Source organism: Acinetobacter sp. X9 (assembly GCF_054889255.1).
Window position 1 is genome coordinate 1,713,803 of record NZ_CM142679.1, and the last position, 22,354, is coordinate 1,736,156.

Here is a 22,354-nt window from a genome sequence, read left to right on the forward strand (position 1 = left end):
GTAACATGAAACAGGTTGTTTTAGTGACAGGTGCTGCTTCTGGACTCGGTAATGTGATTGCTGAATATTTTGCAAGCCAAGGCCATCAAGTGATTTTGTCGGCAAGTACGCTTGAAAAAGCCGAAAATGCCAAGGCACAAAGTCAATATGCCCAAAATATGTTTCCCTTGAAATTAGATATTTCTGTCGAAGCAGATTTTCATGCAGCGGTGCAATGGATTGAAGAGAAATTTTCTAAACTTGATGTGTTAATTAACAATGCCACCGTCACCAAAGCAACGCCAGTATTAGAAATTACCGCAGCCGATTTTGATTGGATCACCCAAGTTAACCAACGCGGCACCTTTCAAGCTTGTCAAATTATTGGCCAATATATGGCAAAAAAGGGTTATGGGCGCATCATAAATATGGCGTCTCTAGCAGGACAAAATGGCGGTACTGCAACAGGTGCACACTATGCGGCAACCAAAGGTGCGATTGTGACGTTAACCAAAATTTTTGCCAAAGAGTTTGCGGCAAAAGGGGTAACGGTCAATGCAGTTGCACCGGGACCGATGGAATCACCGATCGTTCATAGTGTGGTGCCAGACGAAAAAATGGAACAGTTCATCCAGAATATTCCGGTTAAAGCCTTAGGAAGTATGCATTTTATTGCTGAAACTTGTGGGTTGCTTGCGAGTCCAAATGCGGGGTTTGTGACTGGTGCAACATGGGATATTAACGGTGGTTTATTCATGCGCTAAGCCACAAGCTTAGGCATGAAAAGGGAGTTAAATCATGACTACACTTTATGATGTTGTCGTTAAAAATCGCCATGTAGAAGGTGGAAATATTGCAGTCATGGAATTTGAATCTGCAACTTCTGCTGCATTACCAAAAGTTGAAGCGGGTGCGCATATTGATGTGCACTTACCAAATGGTATGGTTCGCCAGTATTCACTTTGCCAAAATCCAAATGACGAAGGTAAGTTTCGCCTTGGAATTTTACGTGACCCTGAATCACGTGGTGGCTCAATATCCGCTTTTGATGAAATTAAAGATGGCATGCAAATTCAGGTCAGTGAGCCAAAAAATTTATTTCCACTTTTAAAAGCCAAACACAGTGTCTTGATTGGCGGTGGAATCGGGATTACGCCATTAATCACGATGGCGTATCAACTTGCACATGAAGGCGAATCATTTGAGCTTCACTACTGCGGGGCTAGCCCAGAAAACTGTGCTTTTGTTGATGAAATTAAAAATGGTGAGTTAGCAAAACACACAACTTTGCATTTTAAATCGGAAGGTGCAAGCCACCGAGCATTTTTTGAATCTGCCATTAAAGATATTGATCTTGAGAGCCATATTTACACCTGTGGTCCAGTCGGTTTTATGGATTGGGTGATTAACCTTGCTACGACTCATAATTTTCCTGAGCAGCAAATCCACAAAGAATATTTCCAAGTCGAAACTGACACCTCGGGAGATTCATTTGAAGTGGTGGCTGAACGTAGCGGAAAAATCATTATGGTTGAAGCTGGTGAAACCATTTTGCAGGCTTTGGCTAAAGAAGGCATCGAGATCGAAATGTCATGCGAGCAAGGTGTATGCGGAACTTGCATGTGTGATGTGATTGAAGGCGAACCCGATCATCGAGATGTTTATTTTACTGACGAAGAAAAGGCCAGCAATGAGCAAATATTGGTGTGCTGTTCACGCTCTAAAACACCGAGATTAGTTTTAGATATCTAATGCTCTCGCGATTTATATGGATGTAAGAGAAGGTTTAGGAGAAAGATGATGAATGTATTACAACAAATAGATGAGTTTACGGTCGATCCATTACAGTTCCGACGAGCATTAGGAAATTTTGCAACAGGCGTTACCATTGTTACCGCACAAAATGCACAAGGTGAGAAAGTCGGTGTAACCGCAAATAGTTTTAACTCGGTGTCACTCGATCCACCGCTTATTTTGTGGAGCATTGATAAAAAATCGTCAAGTTTTTCAGTATTTGAAGAAGCGACACATTTTGCAGTTAATATTTTATCGGGCACGCAAATTGAGCTGTCTAATAAGTTTTCGAGACGCAATATTGATAAATTCGCAGACACAAACTTTCAACTTGGTGCAGGAAGCGCTCCCATTTTAGAAAATTGTTCTGCGGTGTTTGAGTGCGAACGTTATCAAGTGATTGAAGGTGGTGACCACTGGATTATTGTTGGCAAAGTGGTTCGTTTCCATGACCAAGGCCGAAGCCCGTTGGTCTACCATCAAGGCGCATATTCTTGTGTCATGCCGCATCCAAGCCTTCAAGTTAAACAAACTGAACAGAGCGGTGTAGACCAAACACATTATGGGCACTTATATAATAATGTCTGCTACTTGATGAGCCGTGCTTTTAAAGCTTATCAAACCGACTATATCCCTAAGCAAATGGCTTCGGGTTTCCGTACCAGTGAATCACGTCTCTTGCTTGTTTTGGCCAGTGGTACTGCCTCAAGTAAGGAAGATTTACCGCGTGATATTGCTATGCCAATGCAAGAAGTTGAAAGGTCGGCTGAAATCTTAAAATTTGAAGGGTTATTGGTTGACCACGATAATTTGTATGTATTGACCGAAAAGGGTAAACAAACAGCGCAGTATTTGTTTGATATTGCCGATAGCCATCAAAATGAGGTGTTTGAAAAGTATTCTGATGAGCAAAAGGATATTTTTATTACCATGCTGAGAGATTTTGCAGGAGTAGCATAAGTCCCCTTAAGCTGATAAATTAAATTGATTTATCAGCTTCTTCACATCTAGCTGACTATCATCAAAACAATTCCAAGGATAAGGAATTTTTGGCACACAATTTGTTTATCAATAAAACAAGATTGCAAAAAGCCAAGACAGTGTACCACCACAGAAGCAAAAGCTTGAGCGGTGGCACGTGTATAGAGAGGTAAGGGATGAACCAATATGTAAGCGATGCATTACTCACATGGACGCACCATATTAAAAGTGTGTGCGGCAATTTTGAAACCGATTTTGACGGAACCCGTAATTTATTCATTGGTGAAGTTCAGTGCTTTTTATTGGGTGATACCGAAATTGCTTTTATCAAAAACAATGCAAATAAAATTGTCCGAAAAGCCGATGAAATCGATCGAGTGAATAATCGTTTTTGCTTTTTGATTTTGCAGTATTCGGGAAAAATGCTGCTCGAGTATAAAAATGAAACTTTAAGCCTAAATGAAGGCGATATTGTGTTGGTCGATCCAGTCGAAACCATTTCGATGTATCCGCAAGGTTTGGTAAGTCAGATTTCAGTGCACCTGTCGCGTGAAAAATTACTGAAAGAAAATATTAGTACTGAATATTTTGGAAAGCTCATTACGCAAAATATGAGTGGTTTTTTACTCAAGAATATTTTGAAAAATATGTCTGCTGAAAACATTAAACTTTGGTATGCAACTGAAGACGGTAATGCTTTTGAAGATGCGCTGATCGCCTTAATCAAACCCACAATCAATTATAAAAATATAAATAGCTCCAATAATCTAATGGAAAAAGCCGAGCGCTATATTATAGAAAACTTAGCAAAACCAGATTTAACACCTAAATTAATTGCAGAGCACATTGGGGTATCTCTACGTCATCTTTACCGTCTATTTCTTCAAGAAAAATTATCGATTAACAAATATATACAGCTCAAACGCCTAGAAAAAGTCAAAGCAGATTTGCTTGATAAAAGAAATAAACAAAGCTCGATTACCCAAATCGCCTTGAAGTGGGGTTTTTGGGATGGCGCTCATTTCTCAAAAATATTTAAAAAGACCTATGGTATTTCTCCTAAAGAATTTAGAGAGGGTATCTCGGTTTAAAACTTTCATCTCTCAATGTCATTTTTAGACAAGTTCGACGTCATTCTTGAACAAGCTAGCCCTATGTAACTGTGTTGAAATTAAATTCATTAGAGCAGGCTAGATAAGCTTAATAATCATAAAACTATTAAGTTAATCTAATTAATTTCACTCACAGGAAAGTGCATTTTAACTGTCTGATTCAGATAGTTCAGGGATAGATCAAAAGGATGAAACCAATGCGTAAACAACGATTATTGAATGACATACAAAAAATACTGGCACTTAACTTATCAATCGCTGCAAGCTTTTGGGGACTCAATACTCAAGCGTTTGCTCATGGTGGAAAGGCCGAAATGGTCTCACTTTATCAAAATATGAGTGAGCAAGGTGCTAAAGTTGTCAAAGACGATTTTACTAATACTTATATGATCACCAAAGGCTCTATGGTGGTTCGGGCCAAACCCAATTCAGATCAGGTTTTGATAAATGGCAAACCTTTTAAACTCAGTGTCCCTTTATTAGTCAAAGATGGTAAACCAGTTATTGGAAAAGATTTTTTTAATGAAGTTTTCCAGTCTGGGTTAGATCAAACTTTTAAAATTGAAAATACGTTTCACCCGCTCAATAGCCTAAACTCTGACGAAATTAAAAAAACATTTGATGTGATTAACCGCTCGAAATATGCCTATAAAAATATGCGTTTTGCCGAGTTAAAGCTTAAAGAGCCTGAAAAAGCAAAAGTTTGGGATTACTTTATTAATCACAAAGAATTTAAAGAAGATCGTATTGCCTCTTTTATTTTGTTAAAGGGGAGTCAAGCGATTGAAGGTGAAGTTAATCTTAACACTCAACAAGTCACCAAATGGAATGTACTTAAAGACACTCATGGAATGGTGTTGCTCGATAATTTTGAAGCTGTACAACGCGTAATTGAGACAAGTAAAGAATATCAGGAAGCTTTACGCAAACGCGGCATTACCGATGTGAAAAAAGTGATTGCTACACCGCTAACTGTTGGATATTTTGGCGGCAAAGATGGACTTGATAAACAACTCAATATATTAAAAGTCGTTGCCTATCTCGATGTTGGGGATGGTAATTATTGGGCGCATCCTATCGAGAACCTAGTTGCTGTAGTCGATTTAGATAAAGAAAAAATTATTAAGATTGAAGAAGGCGCAATCATTCCTGTGCCAATGGCAAATCGACCTTATATGTCGAATAAGCCAGTAGCAAGTAAGCTAAAACCACTCAATATTATTGAACCTGAGGGTAAGAACTTTAGCATTACAGGTCAAACCATACATTGGGGCAACTGGTGTTTGCATGTGGCCTTAGACTCTCGTGTTGGCTTACAGCTTTCAACCGTGACTTACAAAGATAAAGGTGTGAAGCGTAAAGTCATGTATGAAGGAAACCTTGGTGGAATGGTGGTTCCATATGGTGACCCTGATATTGGATGGTACTTCAAATCTTATTTAGACTCTGGCGAATATGGGATGGGAACACTTACCTCATCTATTATTCCGGGAACAGATGCACCCGACAACGCTGTTTTACTTGATGCTGTGATCGCAGACTATAAAGGCCAGCCTCAAGTAATTCCAAATGCCATTGCTGTGTTTGAGCGTTATGCTGGGCCTGAATATAAACATCACGAAATTTTTGGTAACCAAGATGCTAGTGAAGCCCGCCGTGAACTTGTTGTGCGCTGGATTAGTACAGTGGGGAATTACGATTACATGTTTGACTGGGTATTTGCCCAAAATGGTGTAATTGGAATTAATGCGGGTGCGACGGGTATTGAAGCTGTTAAAGGCGTTAAATCACGCACCATGCATGACAGTACCGCAAAAGAAGATACCAAATATGGAACTTTAATTGACCATAATATTGTGGGTACAACGCATCAGCACATCTATAACTTCCGCTTAGACATGGATGTAGATGGGGAAAACAACAGCTTTATGCATATGGACCCAGTGGTGAAAGCCAATGCGAAAGGTGGTGTTCGTACAAGTTCAATGCAAATTGACAGTAAAGTCATTATGAATGAGCAAAATGCGGCTGAAAAATTTGATCCGTCTACCATTCGCTTACTCACGAATTTCAACAAGGAAAATAGATTAGGTAATCCAGTTTCTTACCAATTGATTCCTTTTGCAGGTGGAACACACCCTGTGGCAAAAGGAGCCAATTTTTCTAAAGATGAATGGTTATTTAAACGTTTGAACTTTATGGATAAGCAAATTTGGGTGACTCAGTACAATCCAGACGAACGCTACCCTGAAGGGAAATATTCAAACCGTTCAACTCATGACACAGGATTAGGACAATTCATTGGCAACAATGAAAGTATTGAAAATAAAGACCTTGTGGTCTGGATGACAACAGGTACAACGCATGTGGCGCGTGCTGAAGAATGGCCAATCATGCCGACAGAGTGGGTGAATACACTCATCAAACCTTGGAACTTCTTTGACAGCACCCCGACTTTAAACTTGGGTGAAGAAGAGCAAAACACACAGCACGACCATCAATAAAAATGTGAATAAGCCAGAATGGGTAACGAATAGGTTACCCATACCTGAGCACGGTTAGACCGTTCGCAAAAAAGGAATTTCTCAATGAAAAATTTATTTTCTCAGGTTGTGAGAGGGACTCTCTTTGTCTCATTTTTTTCAACTGTGCATGCTGGTGAGCTTGAAATTAAACCGACTTTTGAAGCAACTTTTGGAGCTTTTAGTAGCGGTAAAAGCTATAACGGTGAAAATCTAGAGGATGAAAGAATTAATTGGCAAGAAGGTCATCTTAAATATGGTGCTAAAGGACAATACACCTTTAAAAACAATCAGCTCTATGCAAGTTTGAGCGGTATTAGCTCGGCAACATTTGGTGATGGTGATGCCGGCCAAAATAGTAATGGCAAAGAACGTAAAACAGATGTGAATGAATGGATCATTGGTTTTAAAGACGGCAGCAATAAAGATGAGTTAACGACCTATGATTTAAGTATCGGTCGACAAAATATCATGATTGGTGACGGGTTCTTCATTGCGGGTGATGCGTTAAACCTCGGTAAAGCACCTGCGGACGGTACACTAGATCGGGGCGGAGCATATTATCTGGCAGCTCGTCGAAGCTTTGATTTTACAAGTTTGCTTCAATACAAATCGCAAGAAAATACAACGCTAAAGCTGGCTTATTTAAAGTCAAACAATAAAGCACAATTTTCCCCAGAACTCTTTGTGGCTGATCTGATGTATCAGCTTAAAGATAAAGGTGTTGGGTTCACTTACTTAAATGTATTAGATCTTGAAGATGTTGAACACGTTTCAGGGCGCGAAGATCTTAAAAATTATGCTTTACGTTTGAATTATCAACCTTTACCAGAACTACAGCTCAAAACTGAGTTTGTGGTGCAAGATAAAAAAGATGGCCAAGAAAATGCTGGTTACTTAGCGCTGAACTATAACTTTTTATCTTCAAAATATACGCCCTCATTAGGCTATCGTTTTAGCCATTTTTCAGACCAATACGACACGATGTTTTATGGAAATACAGTCGGCTTTGGTACATGGTTTCAGGGCGAAGTTGCCGGAAACTATGCAGGCCCATTCAATAAAAATGCAGATATTCATCAAGTTTCTTACATGATGAACTTGAAAGAAAATTTTATGTTGGGTGCTTTGGCCTATAAGTTCAAAACAGTAAATAAGTCTTTAACTAATATAGACGGACATGAGCTGGATGTCTTTTCGGTCTGGTCGGTTAATAAAAAATTCAATGTTATTCCTTTAGTGGGACTTTATAAACCAAAACACGATATCCATAGTGGTGGTACTCAAAACTACGATGACAAGACCAATGTCTATGCACAGTTAATTTTGCAATACATCTATTAATAGATCCTTTTAAATGAATTGAGAGAAATAAAAAATGAGTGAAGTTCAGATTTTACAAAGCGTGCAGCAATTTATGGCGCGTCAACATGGACATTTTATTGATGGAAAATTAGTTGCTGCCGAGCTTTTAGATAAAGTGGATATTGTGAATCCATCGACTGAACAGGTTATTGCTCAAATCAGTATAGGCAGTCAACACGATGTCGAAAATGCGGTGAAAAGTGCTGAACATGCTTTTCAAAATGCTTGGGCTGAAACTACACCGTACGAACGTGGCGTTAAACTAAATAAGTTGGCAGATTTAATTGAACAACATGGTGAAGAACTTGCTCAGCTCGAGACGTTGTCTACAGGAAAACTTATCAATATTTCCCGTCATCTTGAAGTCGCACAATCCGTTATTTTCTTAAGATATTTTGCAGGGTGGGCAACCAAAATTAATGGTCAAACCATGCAACCTTCTATTCCTTCTATGCAAGGAGAAAAATATACGGCCTTTACTTTAAGGCAACCAGTAGGTGTGGTTGCAGGGATTGTGCCTTGGAATTTCTCACTCATGATTGGCGTTTGGAAAATCGGTTCAGCTTTGACAACTGGCTGTACCATTGTGCTTAAACCAAGTGAGTTTGCCAGCTTATCTTTATTACGTTTAGCTGAACTTGCGATTGAGGCAGGTATTCCAGCGGGTGTAATTAATGTAGTGACAGGTAAGGGAGATACAGGACAATATTTAATTGAGTCACCACTCGTTAAGAAAGTCTCATTTACAGGTTCAGTTCCAACCGGCATTGCGATTGGTAAGCTCGCGATGAGCAGTGATTTAACCCGTGTAAGTCTGGAGCTGGGTGGTAAAAATGCCATAGCTGTTTTGGCCGATGCAAATATTGATGAGATTTTACCGACTTTGTTGCAAGCAACTTTTGTACATCAAGGCCAAGTTTGCGCATCCCCAGAGCGTTTTTTTGTACACCGTACAAAACATGATGAACTTGTCGAGAAACTCTCTAAAGCACTTTCGCAGTTTAAAATTGGATCGGCTATGGATGAAGGAAGTATGTTTGGTCCACTCTCTAATCAGCCACATTTTAATAAAGTGAAACATTATTTAGATATGGCTAAAGCCAACAACCAGATTATTGCTGGAGGTGAGGCTCTAGATCAGACAGGATATTTTGTACAGCCGACTTTAATTTCCTTCAAAAATACCAATGATCCTTTATTTTCAGAGGAAACTTTTGGCCCAGTAGTCGGGGTAATGCCATTCGAAACTGATGAAGAACTTATTCAGCTTATGAATCAGTCGCGCTTTGGTTTAACTGCAAGTATCTGGACAAATGATTTGTCTAAAGCTTTGCGATTAATTCCTAAAATTGAAGCAGGAACCTTATGGGTCAATATGCATACATTCTTAGATCCATCTGTTCCATTTGGCGGGGTGAAAGCTTCGGGAATTGGCAGAGAGTTTTCAGATGCATTTATTGAAGATTACACCGAATTAAAATCGGTGATGATTCGATATTAAGTTTCTACGAGATATAAAAAAATGGCCTTTATAGGCCATTTTTAACATTAAAACTAACCTAATAAAAAGTTCTTTAGGATTTTATTAAAAGCTTCTGGCTGCTCGACATTGGAAATATGAGAGGCATCTATTTCTGCAAGTTTTGATTGTGGAATGCGTTGCTGCATAAACTCACCATCTGCAACAGTCGTTACAGGGTCTTGAGTTCCAGCAATCACCAATACAGGAATTTTGATGTTTTTTAACTGCTCACGGACATCCGCTTTAGCCAAAGCCTCACAACAATTGGCATAACCCATTGCGCTGCCAGCACTTAAGTCGTTACACAGGTTGTTGACAATTGAAGCATGACTTTGGATAAAGGGATCTGTAAACCATCGCGAAGCTGCTGTGGCTGCGATTGGCTGTAAACCTTGCTGACGTACTAATTTTGCACGGTCAAGCCATGCCTGTTCTTGTCCAATTTTAGCGGCAGTATTTGCCACAATTACACGACTAAAACGGTCAGGGTAGTGAATCGCAAGCCATTGACCGGTTAAACCACCCATAGAAATACCACAAAAAGCAGCTTTGCTAATATTCAGATGATCCAGTAAGCGGACAACATCTTCACCTAATTGTTCTACAGTGTATGGACCGTCAGGTGTAGAGGATGAACCGTGACCACGTGTGTCATAGCAGATCACAAAAAATTGATCTTTTAACTCATTAAACTGTTTTTGCCACATACCATAATTGGTGCCCAAAGAGTTGGAAAACACCAGAGCAGGGGAAGACGGTTCACCAAAAGTTTGATAGTTAATTTGTGCATCGGCAGATTGAAAAGATGGCATTTGTTTCTCCTTAAAGTGCTTCAACACGTTCAATAATCAAAGCAATACCTTGGCCCACCCCAATACACATTGAACACAAGGCATAACGACCACCTGTTTGTTCAAGCTGGTTCAAGGCTGTAGTCACAAGACGTGCACCTGATGCACCAAGTGGATGACCTAATGCAATTGCACCACCATTTGGATTTATTTTGTCAGAATCATCTGGTAAACCTAAATCACGGGTCACTGCCAAAGCTTGTGCAGCAAAAGCTTCATTCAGCTCAATTACATCCATCTGATCTAAAGTCAGATTGGCTTGTGTTAGTAATTTTTTAATCGCTGGTGCAGGAGCAAAACCCATAATCCGTGGTTCTACACCCACCGCTGTTGAAGCAATAATCTTGGCACGCGGTTTTAGGTTATAAGCCTGAACCGCTTCGTCAGATGCAATCAGTAGAGCTGCTGCACCATCATTAATACCTGAAGCATTGCCTGCTGTTACTGTGCCATCTGCTTTAACCACAGGTTTAAGTTTGCTTAAACCTTCAAGTGTGGTCGATGCACGTGGATGTTCATCAGTATCAATCACAACAGCATCACCCTTACGCTGAGGGATTTCAACTGCCACGATTTCTTTAGAAAAAAAGCCTTTGGCTTGCGCGCTTGCGGTGCGTTGTTGGCTCACCAAGGCAAACTGGTCCTGATCTGCACGATTGACGTTGAACTGTTCAGCCACGTTTTCGGCAGTCTGGGGCATGGTGTCTATACCATACAATTCTTTAAGTTTCGGGTTAATGAAGCGCCAACCCATGGTAGTGTCTTCAATCTTCTGGCTACGGCCAAAGGCACTGTCTGACTTACCCATCACATAAGGTGCACGGCTCATACTTTCCACACCACCTGCAATCACCAAATTCGCTTCACCTGCTTTAATGGCGCGGGCAGCAATGGCAATGGCATCGAGTGATGAACCACACAAACGGTTAATGGTGGTTGCTGGCACCTGATACGGTAACCCTGCAAGAAGTGCTGACATACGACCGACATTACGGTTATCTTCACCGGCTTGATTGGCACAGCCATAGATCACATCATCGACCTGTTCCCAATCTACATTCGGGTTACGCTGCATGAGCGCTTTAATCGGCACAGCGCCAAGGTCATCGGCACGGACAGGTGCAAGGCCACCGGCATAACGGCCGAATGGAGTACGGATTGCATCGATGATATAAGCGTTTTTCATTCTAACTTTCGTCCTTTACTTCAGGCCTTTTTAGCCCTTTCCGTAAGTATTTCGTGGTGGCGACATGGATGTCGCCTCGTTGCTCAGCACAACAGGGAGGTTGTGTCTGAGTAACAAAGATTTTTGGTTACTTTTTTAAAAAAGTGACACGAATTAGCTACTGGCATCTGGCTTCAACAGATAAGACTCCGTTGTGATGATTTATAAATTTTCATATCAACGGATAACATCACGGCTGTAATTTATTGTGATATCCATAAGTCTGTTGCATAAGCGATATCTTACTTTTGAAAGGTCAAAAGTAACAAAAACCTTTGTTGAACAGAGGAGGCTTCCATGCCTCCCTGTCCAACGGGCGACATCCATGTCGCCTCTCACGATAGTTACTGCTGTTTTAAATTTTAATCTTGAGTGGCATTAATCAAAGTTGCACCTGTTAAAGCCTGTAACTCATCAAAGCTAAGACCTTCAACTTTCTCAATCACCTTTAAACCATCATTGGTCACATCAATCACACAAAGATCGGTGTAAATACGATCAACGCAGTGTTTACCCGTAACTGGATAGCTCAGCTCAGCGACAATCTTCGGCTCACCTTGTTTGGTCACATGGTCTGTAGTGATAAATACTTTCTTGGCACCCACCGCCAAATCCATTGCACCACCCACAGCAGGAATCGCATCCGGTGCACCCGTGTGCCAGTTCGCCAAGTCACCATTCGCTGCCACCTGAAAGGCACCAAGTACAGCAATATCAAGGTGACCACCACGCATCATGGCAAATGAGTCGCCATGATGGAAAAAGCTACCACCTTCAAGCATGGTCACAAACTCTTTACCCGCATTAATCAGTTCAGGGTCTTCTTCACCTGCCGCTGGCGGTGGGCCAAAGGCCAATAAGCCATTTTCAGAATGAAGAAAAATATCTTTGTCGTTAGGTAAGTAACTAGCGATCTTGGTTGGTAAACCAATACCCAAGTTCACATAGGCACCATCGGGAATATCTTGTGCCACACGTTTTGCAATCTGGTCACGGCTGAGTTTCTGGTAGCTCATGTTATTTCTCCTTATTGCTTATTGTGCTGGCGCTACTTGTACAACATGCTGTACAAAGATACCTGGGGTGATGATGTGTTCCGGGTCTAATCCACCTAGCTCAACCACTTCAGAAACCTGAGCAATAGTGACATCCGCAGCCATGGCCATAATCGGGCCAAAGTTACGTGCAGATTTACGGTAAACCAGATTGCCCCAGCGGTCGCCCTTGTAAGCTTTAATCAAGGCAAAGTCAGCCTTGATCGGATATTCAAGTACGTAATCTTTCCCATCAATCTCACGGGTTTCTTTACCTTCGGCCAAAAGTGTTCCAAAGCCTGTTGGGGTAAATACAGCGCCTAAGCCCATACCCGCTGCCTGAATACGACACGCCAGATTACCTTGTGGTACCACTTCAAGCTCGACCTTTCCGGCACGGTACAGCTCATCAAACACATAAGAGTCAGACTGACGTGGGAAAGAGCAGATGACTTTTTTAACTGAACCAGCCTTAAGCAGTTTCGCCAGACCATAATCGCCATTACCGGCATTGTTGCTGACAATGGTTAAGCCTTTAACACCGAGTTCAATAAGACCATCAATGAGTTCAGCGGGTTGTCCTGCGGTACCGAAACCACCAATCAGAATGGTTGCACCATCTTTAATCTGCGATAGAACCTCGCTTAGTGAGGACTTACTTTTGTCAATCATGTGAGAAACCTTAGAGCATGAGGTAACGTGATGTATTACTACCGCTAAAAATTTATTTAAATTCTTAATGGTAGTAATAAATGGAATAAATTTTGTGAGTCAAAAGCGAACTTTTAACTCACATATATTTTCAATTAAGCACTAGCGCGACGACGTTCAACTTCAGTTGAAGGAGCAGCAGCGGCATCTTTAACAAGTTCAATGTTAAATGTGATGTGTTTGAAAGCGTGATCTAAACCACGACGTTGAATTTCAGCTGGGTCAGTTACATCAACTGCTGTTGCAACTAAGCCGTCACGGGTTGCGAAAGCAAAGTCGTCCCATAAGTACTCATCACCCTCAATGTTGAATTGAGTAGTTAGCTTGCGGTAACCCGGTGCAGAAACGAAGTAATGAACGTGAGATGGACGGTTACCATGACGACCTAATTTGTTAAGAAGGGCCTGAGTTGTACCTTCTGGCGGGCAACCATAACCTACAGGCATAGTTGTTAATGCAACATACTTACCATCAGCATCAGTCAAGATAGTACGACGTAAGTTGAAGTCAGATTGAGACTTATCAAAGAATGAATAGTTACCCAAACTGTTGGCATGCCATACTTCAACTTTGGCATTTTCAATGATATTGCCATCAGTATCGGTCACAGTACCTTCAATAATTAAGGTATCGATTTTGCCAGATTCTGTACCATCATCCATACGCGCAAAACCAACAGATTCAGGCGCGCCAGCTACATAAAGTGGGCCTTCGATGGTACGTGGTGTGCCACCCGTAACACCAGCTTTGGCATCAGCTTCATCTGCACGTAAATCAAGATAATGCTCTAAACCTAAGCCAGCTGCCAAAAGACCAAGTTCGTTTGCTTGACCAGCATCTGTGAAATATTCCAAACCTTTCCATACTTCTGAAGGTTGGATGTCTAAATCTTCAATGGCTTGAAATAAATCCCCGAGAAGGCGCACTACAATTTGTTGAACACGTGCATCAACTTCGCCTTTTGCAGTGTCGACATTCATTTGTTTTACAAGCGCATCAATTTGTTGACGGTTCATACTAAAACTCCTTAAGTATGCAATACGGTTTTGGGTGGCAGCGCTGCGGGCATTTTGTTTTGCTAGCGAATAAGTGCCGCCACGTTCCTTGTTACCTTCTGAATAATCTGCTTGGTTTTTTAAATGGACTTCAGAGATCACATTTAAAAAATTGTTTTGGTTTACGAATCATCATCACGAACAGAAGAAGGGTGGCGATTAAGTGCCATAACTTCGATATCCATGTAAGGATAGAGAGGTAAACCCTGTAAAATATTGTGCAATTCTTCATTGCTCTCGACATCAAAAATACTGATGTTTGAGTACTGGCCTGTAACTCGCCAGATGTGACGCCATTTACCTTGACGCTGTAAGTCTTGCGAATAGGCTTTTTCAACAGCCTTAATTTCATTTGCTTTGTCGGCTGGCATATCAAGTGGAATATGCACATCCATACGTACATGAAATAACATGGGAAACTCCTTATCCTGTTGCCTTAACGACGTAACTTCTCGACTTTATCTTCATCAATTTCAATGCCTAAGCCAGGAGCCGTTGGCAAGTGCAATTCAAAGTTTTCGTAACGTAGCGGTTCTTTCAAAATTTCTTCGGTAAGCAATAACGGACCAAATAATTCAGTACCAAACGCTAATGTTTCAAAGGTTGCAAACGCATGAGCAGAAGCCATGCTACCTACAGGGCCTTCAAGCATAGTACCGCCATAAAGATCGATTCCAGCCAAACCTGCAACCTTGGCAACTTCACACGCTTCAATGAGACCACCAGATTGTTCAATTTTCACCGCAAATACATCTGCACCATGACTTTTTGCAATACGGTATGCGCTGTCAGGACCAGTTAAAGCTTCATCTGCCATAATTGCGACATCAAAACGCTGTGTTAGGCGCGCAAGAGCTTCAGTGTTCTGAATAGCACAAGGCTGTTCAATTAAGTCAATCCCGCCATCTTGTAGCTGTTGAATACCTTGAATACATTCCAGCTCTGACCATGCACGATTTACGTCAACGCGTACACTAATATCTGCACCGAGTGCTTTTTTAATTGCAATCACATGATCAACATCGTGTTGCAAAGGGCGTGAACCAATTTTGAGTTTGAACGTGTTATGACGTTTTAACTCAATCATTTTTCGAGCTTCAGCAATATCTTTTTCTGTGTCACCAGACGCGAGCGTCCAAAGTACAGGTAAACTATTACGCAGACGGCCACCTAAAACTTCACTTAATGGCACGCCTAAACGTTTTGCCTGAATATCAAGTAGAGCAGTCTGAATGGCACATTTCGCGAAACGGTTACCATTAATATTCTTACGAATCAGTTTTAGTGTTTGAGCAACATTTAAATCTTTAACTGATGCGAGTAATGGTGCAAAGTAAGTATCAATATTGGCTTTGACACTTTCAGGACTTTCTTCACCATAGTTCAGTCCACCAATGGTGGTCGCTTCACCCCAACCTACAATACCATCCGTAGTCGTAATTTTAACGAGCACCAAAGTCTGAGTACGCATGGTAGTCACAGACAATTGGTGAGGACGGATAGTTGGAATATCCACAAGTATGGTTTCTATGGTTCTATACATGAAGTTTCAACTATTTCAAACTTGTTTACATACCATAGAAGAATGTAATAGCCTAAAATAGATATAGAACGGTATTTTAAGATACTAAAAAGGTATATTAATGGAATTAAGACATCTACGTTATTTTGTTACCGTTGTTGAAGAACAAAGTCTGACTAAGGCCGCAGAAAAGCTTTTTATTGCTCAGCCACCACTCACGCGTCAAATTAAAAAACTAGAGGAAGAGTTAGGCATTGATCTGTTCGTGAAAGGCTCACGTCCATTAAAAGTGACAGAAGCAGGGCTGTTTTTTTACCAACATGCTGTTCAGATTTTAACGCATACGGCTCAAGCAGCTTCTATGGCAAAAAAAATGAAGCTGGTCGAGAATGTTGTTAAAGTTGGCTATGTGAGTTCGCTTCTTTATGGGCGATTACCACAGGTCATTTATCTATTTAGACAAAAAAATCCTGACATTCATGTCGAGCTTATTGAATGTGGTACACGAGATCAGGTCGAAGCCTTAAAGTTAGGAAAAATTGACTTAGGTTTCGGACGGCTACCTATTAGCGATCCTGCCATTAAGCGACTTCTACTTCGAAAAGAAAAATTAAAACTCGCGATTCATAAAAAACATCCTTTAAGTGAGTTTCAAGAATCAGGAATTTATTTATCTCAAATTATCAATGAGACAATTTTCTCTTATCCAACGACACCTAAACCAAATTTTTCGACCACTATTCAAGCTTTATTTACCAAATTAGGTCTTGTTCCCGCCAAACTGACTGAAGTCCGCGAAATTCATATGGCACTTGGCTTAGTGGCATCTGGAGAAGGTATTTGTATTATTCCAGAAAGCGCCTGTGATATTGGAATGAAGAATCTAACTTATTTAAATATCTTGGACTTAGAAGCCTATAGTCCCATTTCTCTATCGATGCGCAATATGGATCAAAGTTCATATATTCCTAAAATCTTAGATTGTATTGAAGAGATCTATAGCGAAGAAGAAGTGTCCAGAAATTTGAATTTATAACTTTTCAATACGTTTTAAATTGAATTATCATGTTATTTTAAAACTTTAAACCTATAGGTAATATTTAAAAGGATTATTAGATGAGAAAAATTTTAGGGATAGCTTCTCTTATTATGTCTACTGGTGTTGTACATGCTGAGCAAGTAAATGAACAAGAACAAATTTCTCCATACAGTGCTAATGTAACCTTCGCAAGTCAATATATATCACGTGGTTTTCAACAAACTTGGGGCAAGCCTGCATTACAAATTGGTCTAGATTATGCAAATCCGAATGGATTATTTGTAGGGACTTGGGCTTCAAATGTAAGTTCTAACTATCTTCGTGATGCTTCAGTTGAGTGGGATTTTTATACAGGTTATATAAAAAATTTTGATAAGTTTTCGGCTGGAATGACGGTTTTTTATTACTACTATCCGGGAGCTAAAAGTACGCCTGAAACGGGAAGTACCAGTTATAACTATGGCGAAATTGTGCCTCAAATTGGTTATGGGCCTTTGACTCTTAAATATTATATTACCTATACACCAGATTATGCAGGCTATAACTCAGATACGATGGAGGGACCTGAGGGTAAACGTTCACGAGGAACAACTTATTTAGATTTAACTTTTACTCAGCCTATTAATGAGTCTTGGACTTTTGGTGCTCACTATGGCTATGAAAGAATTAAAAATTTCTCGAAAGCTAACTTTCAAGATATGAAAGTCGAGCTGATTAAAGATTTAGGTGAGGGTTGGACTACAGGACTAGCCTATACCAAAGCTTGGGATAAAGATGGGTTTTATAAAAAGTATAGTAATGGTGAACCTGATGCGCCAGTTTCAAATCCGATTGATTCGACATTTACAGTATCTGTAAAAAAGGTGTTCTAGGTTAAATTTATCTGATTAACTACGCTTGAAAGATATCTCTAAACTCAGGCTTTCAAACGTAGTTAAAATGGACTTTTTATTTATGCTTTTAAATTAATTAAGGTAGGCAAATTAAGTACCACCTGAGCATCCTCAATAACATCTAAGCGGAGAATAGTTGAAGCGCTAAGCTCTTTTAGCAACGTAGTTAAAGGCCCCTCATTTTTCTCAAGTTGAACATTCTTTGGAAAAAGGTTTTGTGCAAAAGAAAGGATATTAGATTGAACGTCTGTTCGGTGCCATTTTCCATCAACTACATGCAGCATAGTTACTTTATTAATATGAGTTTCAGAATCGACATGTTTTAAAGTCGGTACAGGGGTTTTTAAGCTTAAATCTAACTTTCCATTAAGATCAGCAATATTGGCTTGAACCTGTTTTGAATTAATGTCGACATCAATTTGAGTTAACCATTTTGGTAGCTGATAACCATATACACCACGGACTCTGGCAATTTCTGTATCTACAGGTAAAGCCAAAACATGTGCATAAAAATGACGTTGACGCATCGATTTGATTAGTTCAGTAATATGTGGTCCGTGAGCATTAGCTTTACGTACAACAATCGCAATCGAAACTTCGTTATAAGGGTCATTGTCACAAACCGAATAGCTAAAGAATGTGACCGCGACCAATCCATAACCCGGAAATGGTTGTAACGATGTTAAGTCAGCAGGAAGTTTCGCTTTAATCTGTTTAATAGGTGCAAGCATCAGCAGTTGCACATTTGCGCTACGATAATAAAAGTTGGGTGCCCAAACAGGACCTACACGTGATTCCACAATTTTTTTAGGAATATGACGGAAAAAGTCGATATTGCCAGCAGCAGGGTCTTGAGCGATTTCATCTAAATCGGGGTTCATTCTGAAACGGTCATAATAACCACCTTTGGGTACTTTGACTTTTTGTTGCCCAAATTCAACTTCAGTAAACTGTTGTTTTGTATTCATGAAAGTTCACCTTTACATTAATTGACCGAGTAGCTAATGCTGTATATTTTAAGACGTGTTAATTTAGAACCAGTTCAGAAACTATAAGTTTAAAGTTAACTTTAAAGTCAAGATTTTATTTTGATGATGAAAGTCTTTGACATTTAAATGAAATAAAAAAGGGGAAAGATGAGAAGAATTTAAGGCGGTACTTTCATATAAATTTGATTTTAAAAATACAATTAAGGTGATTGACCTTAAAGTTAACTTTAAGCTTAGTATAACTATCTAAACCCTTATAACGAATCAACAAGCAGTTTTTCATCAGGAGAACAAAGATGGGATATGTAACCACAAAAGACGGCGTAGAAATTTTTTATAAAGATTGGGGTCCACGCGATGCCCAAGTATTATTTTTTCATCACGGTTGGCCTTTAAGTTCAGATGATTGGGATACTCAATTACTTTTTTTCCTTAAAGAAGGTTTTCGTGTAGTTGCTCATGACCGCCGTGGACATGGGCGTTCAAGTCAGGTGTGGGATGGTCACGATATGGACCATTACGCAGATGACGTTGCAGAAGTGGTTAAACATCTGAATATTAAAAATGCAATTCACATTGGCCACTCAACAGGTGGCGGTGAAGTAGCTCACTATATTGCGCGTCACGGTCAAGAAAATGTTAAGAAAGCTGTACTTGTTAGTGCAGTTCCACCACTGATGGTTAAAACTGAAAATAATCCTGAAGGTTTACCAAAAGAAGTTTTTGATGACCTGCAAAATCAAGTTCTCACCAACCGTGCACAATTTTTCAGAGATCTTCCATCTGGCCCGTTCTATGGTTTTAACCGACCAGATGCGAAACCATCTGAAGGCATCATCTCTAACTGGTGGCGTCAGGGAATGACGGGCAGTGCAAAAGCACATTACGATGGTATTGTGGCGTTCTCACAAACTGACTTCACCGAAGATTTAAAGAAAATCACGGTTCCTGTTTTGGTGTTGCATGGTGACGACGACCAGATCGTGCCTTATAAAACTTCTGGTGTGAAATCTGCTGAGTTACTCCCAAATAGCCAACTCAAAATCTACCCGGGTTTTTCTCACGGCATGTTAACTGTAAACCATGAAGTGATTAACGCTGACTTATTGGCATTTATCCGCGAATAATTAAAAGTTTTAAAACTTTAAAAAAGGGGCACATTGAGTGCCTCTTTTTTTATATAAAAATAATAAATTCAATTAATTAAATATAGAAGTGCGAAAAGGTGTTGACATTAAAGTTAGCTTTAATCTTAAAGTAAAGTCATACTGAATGAGGTCATTCCAATGAAAGTGTTCGAAAAATTAGTATTCCCAAATGGCTCATATGTTCCTAACCGTATTGCTAAAGCGGCAATGGAAGAAAACATGGCTGATTTAAACCACGCACCATCAGAAGAATTAATGCGTTTATATCAAGCTTGGGCAAATAGTGGTGTCGGTCTAATCATTACCGGAAATGTGATGGTAGACCGCCGAGCGATGACTGGACCGGGCGGCGTAGTGCTTGAAGATGAAAAGCATCTGGATACTTTTAAAAAATGGGCACAAATTGGTCGTTCAAAAGGCGCTCAGATTTGGCTTCAAATTAACCATCCGGGGCGTCAAATGCAAGCAAATCTTGGTCAGCAGACTTGGGCACCATCGGCTATTTCACTTGATCTTGGCAAAATGTCAAATCGCTTTAATACACCAATTGAAATGACTGAATCTATGATTGCAGAGGTGATTCAGCGTTTTGCAAACACAGCGCGTCTAGGTGAAAAAGCTGGGTTTACTGGTGTAGAAATTCATGCAGCACATGGTTACTTATTAAGCCAGTTTCTTTCACCACTCAGCAATAAACGCCAAGATCAGTGGGGTGGTTCTTTAGAAAATCGCGCTCGTATTTTAATTGAGATTGTGGAAGCAGTTCGTAAAGTCGTTTCGCCTACGTTTACTGTTGCAGTAAAACTGAACTCAGCCGATTTCCAACGCGGTGGATTTAGCGCTGAAGATGCTCAACAAGTAGTTAAAATGCTAAATGAACACGCTGTAGATTTGGTTGAACTTTCAGGCGGTAGCTATGAAGCGCCTGCAATGCAAGGTCAAGCACGTGATGGCCGTACACTTGCTCGTGAAGCTTACTTTTTAGAATTTGCGCAAGAGATTTGTAAAGTTGCCAAAATGCCTGTTATGGTGACAGGTGGTATACGCCGTAAACAAGTGGCAGAAAAAGTAGTTGAAAGCGGTGTAGATATGGTCGGTATTGCCACAGCTCTAGCGATTGAACCTAATTTGCCAAATGCTTGGAAACAAGGCCAGAATCTTAGCCCTGAATTAAAACCGATTACTTGGAAGAACAAAACACTTGCTTCACTTGCCAATATGGCGGTGGTCAAATTCCAGTTACGTAATTTAAGCTCTGGTAAAAAAACAAAACCAAATGTTTCACCAGCTTGGGCTTTAATTTTGCAACAATCAGCGATGTCATGCCGTACCCGCCAATACAAAAAAGGCATGCGTGACTATTCATTTGCTTCTTAATAAGTGAGTTGTGTTATGACAAATCCTAACGATTCAAACTGGATAATTTATGGAGCAAATGGCTACACGGGCGAGTTAATCGCTCGTGAAGCTGTACGCCAAGGTCTAAAACCAACTCTGGCTGGTCGTAACAAAGCTAAGGTTGAAACATTAGCTCAAGAGCTGGGACTCAGCTATAAAGCTTTTGGGCTGGATAACATAAATGCGGTAAGTGAACAACTCCAAGGCTTTAAATTGGTGATGCACTGTGCAGGGCCATTTTCAGCAACATCAAAACCCATGATGGAAGCTTGTATAAAGGCTGGTGCTCACTATCTAGATATTACTGGTGAAATCGCCGTATTTGAATTGGCACAGTCACTTAACAGTCAAGCTGAAAAAGCCGATGTTGTGCTTTGTCCTGGTGTCGGTTTCGATGTGATCCCGACAGATTGTGTTGCCGCTGCACTGAAAGAAGCATTGCCAGATGCGACTCATTTAGCACTTGGTTTTGACTCTAGAACAGGGTTTTCACCGGGTACTGCTAAAACAAGTACAGAAGGCATGGCCGAAGGCGGAAAAATTCGTAAAAACGGAAAAATTACTACCGTTCCATTAGCACATTATGTTCGGACCATTGATTTTGGTGACGGTAAAAAAAGTGCCATGAGTGTTCCATGGGGAGACGTATCTACAGCGTTCTATACAACAGGTATTCCAAACATTGAAGTGTTTGTACCCACATTTCCCAAAATGATTTTTGGTGCGAAAATGATGAACTATTTACGCCCAGTATTAAAAACTAATGCTGTGCAGAAGTTTATTAAGTCGCGTATTGAAAAAACGGTTGTTGGGCCAAATGAGGAACTCCGCGCAAAAGTACCCACCTATGTTTGGGGTGAAGCAAGAAATTCACGTGGGGAAATCAAAACCGCCCGCATCCAAACGGAAAACGCTTATAGCCTTACCGTAAATGGTTCACTGACTGTAGTGAATTATTTGCTCAAAAATACCGTTAAGGGTGGTACATACACACCTGCAAAATTGATGGGTTATAAGCTAGTGACCGAACTACCGGGTTCTGGTCCACTGGTCATTAATTAATAAAGCCTTTATTAAAACAGCACATTTATTGATGGTCCCGAATAAGGTTTTCACTATCAAAAGATTGGCTGATTTTTTTCTATAGTATTTGCATGAAAAAACGAATTACAGCGTTGGTCCGTAATTCGTTTTTTTAGATTTATAGATTGATA

At 40.2% G+C, this 22,354-nt stretch carries 20 protein-coding genes; 12 read left to right on the forward strand and 8 right to left on the reverse strand.

Annotated features, from left to right (window positions below; translation table 11 throughout):
* The first annotated feature begins 5 nt into the window (after positions 1 to 5).
* The 7 genes from ACYU0V_RS08155 to ACYU0V_RS08185 all read left to right on the forward strand — a co-directional run bounded on the left by ACYU0V_RS08155 (position 6) and on the right by ACYU0V_RS08185 (position 9,254).
* A complete protein-coding gene (locus ACYU0V_RS08155) occupies positions 6 to 743 on the forward strand; it encodes an SDR family NAD(P)-dependent oxidoreductase (RefSeq protein WP_057086177.1) in 738 nt (245 codons plus the stop codon).
* Positions 744 to 777: 34 nt separating this feature from the next.
* Positions 778 to 1,731, forward strand: a complete 954-nt coding sequence (locus ACYU0V_RS08160; protein ID WP_325792227.1) for a PDR/VanB family oxidoreductase — start codon at positions 778 to 780, stop codon at positions 1,729 to 1,731.
* Between the two features lie 45 nt (positions 1,732 to 1,776).
* Complete coding sequence (locus tag ACYU0V_RS08165) at positions 1,777 to 2,733, forward strand: p-hydroxyphenylacetate 3-hydroxylase reductase component (RefSeq protein ID WP_325792228.1); 957 nt, start codon at positions 1,777 to 1,779, stop codon at positions 2,731 to 2,733.
* Between the two features lie 197 nt (positions 2,734 to 2,930).
* Positions 2,931 to 3,845, forward strand: a complete 915-nt coding sequence (gene feaR / locus ACYU0V_RS08170) for a transcriptional regulator FeaR (RefSeq protein WP_005305971.1) — start codon at positions 2,931 to 2,933, stop codon at positions 3,843 to 3,845.
* Between the two features lie 209 nt (positions 3,846 to 4,054).
* Complete coding sequence (gene tynA, locus ACYU0V_RS08175) at positions 4,055 to 6,370, forward strand: primary-amine oxidase (protein WP_461849715.1); 2,316 nt, start codon at positions 4,055 to 4,057, stop codon at positions 6,368 to 6,370.
* A 144-nt stretch (positions 6,371 to 6,514) separates the two neighbouring features.
* Positions 6,515 to 7,732: a hypothetical protein gene (locus ACYU0V_RS08180; RefSeq protein ID WP_461849920.1), complete on the forward strand. Its 1,218-nt coding sequence runs from the start codon at positions 6,515 to 6,517 to the stop codon at positions 7,730 to 7,732.
* Between the two features lie 34 nt (positions 7,733 to 7,766).
* Complete coding sequence (locus tag ACYU0V_RS08185) at positions 7,767 to 9,254, forward strand: NAD-dependent phenylacetaldehyde dehydrogenase (RefSeq protein WP_461849717.1); 1,488 nt, start codon at positions 7,767 to 7,769, stop codon at positions 9,252 to 9,254.
* Between the two features lie 53 nt (positions 9,255 to 9,307).
* Here ACYU0V_RS08185 and pcaD read toward each other — a convergent pair whose 3' ends face one another.
* The 7 genes from pcaD to ACYU0V_RS08220 form a co-directional block, all read right to left on the reverse strand.
* The gene (gene pcaD, locus ACYU0V_RS08190; RefSeq protein ID WP_057068175.1) at positions 9,308 to 10,087 is read right to left on the reverse strand and encodes a 3-oxoadipate enol-lactonase; all 780 of its coding nucleotides are present in this window, start codon (positions 10,085 to 10,087) and stop codon (positions 9,308 to 9,310) included.
* 10 nt (positions 10,088 to 10,097) lie between these two features.
* Complete coding sequence (gene pcaF, locus ACYU0V_RS08195) at positions 10,098 to 11,312, reverse strand: 3-oxoadipyl-CoA thiolase (protein ID WP_461849719.1); 1,215 nt, start codon at positions 11,310 to 11,312, stop codon at positions 10,098 to 10,100.
* Between the two features lie 401 nt (positions 11,313 to 11,713).
* Complete coding sequence (locus ACYU0V_RS08200; protein WP_461849721.1) at positions 11,714 to 12,367, reverse strand: 3-oxoacid CoA-transferase subunit B; 654 nt, start codon at positions 12,365 to 12,367, stop codon at positions 11,714 to 11,716.
* 18 nt (positions 12,368 to 12,385) lie between these two features.
* Positions 12,386 to 13,057 carry a 3-oxoacid CoA-transferase subunit A gene (locus ACYU0V_RS08205; protein WP_005069060.1) on the reverse strand — a complete coding sequence of 224 codons (672 nt, stop codon included), beginning with the start codon at positions 13,055 to 13,057 and terminating at the stop codon, positions 12,386 to 12,388.
* 134 nt (positions 13,058 to 13,191) lie between these two features.
* Positions 13,192 to 14,112: a catechol 1,2-dioxygenase gene (gene catA, locus ACYU0V_RS08210; protein ID WP_002113693.1), complete on the reverse strand. Its 921-nt coding sequence runs from the start codon at positions 14,110 to 14,112 to the stop codon at positions 13,192 to 13,194.
* Positions 14,113 to 14,273: 161 nt separating this feature from the next.
* Positions 14,274 to 14,564 carry a muconolactone Delta-isomerase gene (gene catC, locus ACYU0V_RS08215; protein WP_016145449.1) on the reverse strand — a complete coding sequence of 97 codons (291 nt, stop codon included), beginning with the start codon at positions 14,562 to 14,564 and terminating at the stop codon, positions 14,274 to 14,276.
* Positions 14,565 to 14,587: 23 nt separating this feature from the next.
* A complete protein-coding gene (locus ACYU0V_RS08220) occupies positions 14,588 to 15,694 on the reverse strand; it encodes a muconate/chloromuconate family cycloisomerase (RefSeq protein WP_025467469.1) in 1,107 nt (368 codons plus the stop codon).
* Positions 15,695 to 15,794: 100 nt separating this feature from the next.
* Between ACYU0V_RS08220 and ACYU0V_RS08225 the strand changes: the two genes are divergently transcribed.
* Together ACYU0V_RS08225 and ACYU0V_RS08230 are read left to right on the forward strand one after the other, a co-directional pair.
* Entirely contained in the window at positions 15,795 to 16,709 is a 915-nt protein-coding gene (locus ACYU0V_RS08225) for a LysR family transcriptional regulator (protein ID WP_017386078.1), read from the forward strand.
* An 80-nt stretch (positions 16,710 to 16,789) separates the two neighbouring features.
* Positions 16,790 to 17,584, forward strand: a complete 795-nt coding sequence (locus tag ACYU0V_RS08230) for a TorF family putative porin (RefSeq protein ID WP_461849726.1) — start codon at positions 16,790 to 16,792, stop codon at positions 17,582 to 17,584.
* A gap of 80 nt (positions 17,585 to 17,664) precedes the next feature.
* On the opposite strand, the gene ACYU0V_RS08235 is transcribed toward ACYU0V_RS08230, so the two are convergent.
* Complete coding sequence (locus ACYU0V_RS08235) at positions 17,665 to 18,573, reverse strand: acetoacetate decarboxylase (protein ID WP_461849728.1); 909 nt, start codon at positions 18,571 to 18,573, stop codon at positions 17,665 to 17,667.
* 317 nt (positions 18,574 to 18,890) lie between these two features.
* Here ACYU0V_RS08235 and ACYU0V_RS08240 point away from each other — a divergent pair, with 317 nt between their 5' ends.
* The 3 genes from ACYU0V_RS08240 (at position 18,891) to ACYU0V_RS08250 (ending at position 22,202) form a co-directional block, all read left to right on the forward strand.
* On the forward strand, positions 18,891 to 19,721 hold the full coding sequence (locus ACYU0V_RS08240) for an alpha/beta fold hydrolase (RefSeq protein ID WP_461849730.1): 831 nt from the start codon (positions 18,891 to 18,893) through the stop codon (positions 19,719 to 19,721).
* Between the two features lie 159 nt (positions 19,722 to 19,880).
* On the forward strand, positions 19,881 to 21,119 hold the full coding sequence (locus tag ACYU0V_RS08245) for an NADH:flavin oxidoreductase/NADH oxidase family protein (RefSeq protein ID WP_461849732.1): 1,239 nt from the start codon (positions 19,881 to 19,883) through the stop codon (positions 21,117 to 21,119).
* 15 nt (positions 21,120 to 21,134) lie between these two features.
* A complete protein-coding gene (locus ACYU0V_RS08250) occupies positions 21,135 to 22,202 on the forward strand; it encodes a saccharopine dehydrogenase family protein (protein ID WP_461849734.1) in 1,068 nt (355 codons plus the stop codon).
* The last annotated feature ends 152 nt before the right edge of the window (positions 22,203 to 22,354 follow it).

Excerpts from the sequence above, each read along its gene's own strand:
- ACYU0V_RS08155 (WP_057086177.1), top strand. The coding sequence starts at position 6 with ATGAAACAGGTTGTTTTAGTGACAGGTGCTGCTTCTGGACTCGGTAAT.
- ACYU0V_RS08160 (WP_325792227.1), top strand. The coding sequence starts at position 778 with ATGACTACACTTTATGATGTTGTCGTTAAAAATCGCCATGTAGAAGGT.
- ACYU0V_RS08165 (WP_325792228.1), top strand. The coding sequence starts at position 1,777 with ATGATGAATGTATTACAACAAATAGATGAGTTTACGGTCGATCCATTA.
- feaR (WP_005305971.1), top strand. The coding sequence starts at position 2,931 with ATGAACCAATATGTAAGCGATGCATTACTCACATGGACGCACCATATT.
- tynA (WP_461849715.1), top strand. The coding sequence starts at position 4,055 with ATGAAACCAATGCGTAAACAACGATTATTGAATGACATACAAAAAATA.
- ACYU0V_RS08185 (WP_461849717.1), top strand. The coding sequence starts at position 7,767 with ATGAGTGAAGTTCAGATTTTACAAAGCGTGCAGCAATTTATGGCGCGT.
- pcaD (WP_057068175.1), bottom strand. The coding sequence starts at position 10,087 with ATGCCATCTTTTCAATCTGCCGATGCACAAATTAACTATCAAACTTTT.
- pcaF (WP_461849719.1), bottom strand. The coding sequence starts at position 11,312 with ATGAAAAACGCTTATATCATCGATGCAATCCGTACTCCATTCGGCCGT.
- ACYU0V_RS08200 (WP_461849721.1), bottom strand. The coding sequence starts at position 12,367 with ATGAGCTACCAGAAACTCAGCCGTGACCAGATTGCAAAACGTGTGGCA.
- ACYU0V_RS08205 (WP_005069060.1), bottom strand. The coding sequence starts at position 13,057 with ATGATTGACAAAAGTAAGTCCTCACTAAGCGAGGTTCTATCGCAGATT.
- catA (WP_002113693.1), bottom strand. The coding sequence starts at position 14,112 with ATGAACCGTCAACAAATTGATGCGCTTGTAAAACAAATGAATGTCGAC.
- catC (WP_016145449.1), bottom strand. The coding sequence starts at position 14,564 with ATGTTATTTCATGTACGTATGGATGTGCATATTCCACTTGATATGCCA.
- ACYU0V_RS08220 (WP_025467469.1), bottom strand. The coding sequence starts at position 15,694 with ATGTATAGAACCATAGAAACCATACTTGTGGATATTCCAACTATCCGT.
- ACYU0V_RS08225 (WP_017386078.1), top strand. The coding sequence starts at position 15,795 with ATGGAATTAAGACATCTACGTTATTTTGTTACCGTTGTTGAAGAACAA.
- ACYU0V_RS08230 (WP_461849726.1), top strand. The coding sequence starts at position 16,790 with ATGAGAAAAATTTTAGGGATAGCTTCTCTTATTATGTCTACTGGTGTT.
- ACYU0V_RS08235 (WP_461849728.1), bottom strand. The coding sequence starts at position 18,573 with ATGAATACAAAACAACAGTTTACTGAAGTTGAATTTGGGCAACAAAAA.
- ACYU0V_RS08240 (WP_461849730.1), top strand. The coding sequence starts at position 18,891 with ATGGGATATGTAACCACAAAAGACGGCGTAGAAATTTTTTATAAAGAT.
- ACYU0V_RS08245 (WP_461849732.1), top strand. The coding sequence starts at position 19,881 with ATGAAAGTGTTCGAAAAATTAGTATTCCCAAATGGCTCATATGTTCCT.
- ACYU0V_RS08250 (WP_461849734.1), top strand. The coding sequence starts at position 21,135 with ATGACAAATCCTAACGATTCAAACTGGATAATTTATGGAGCAAATGGC.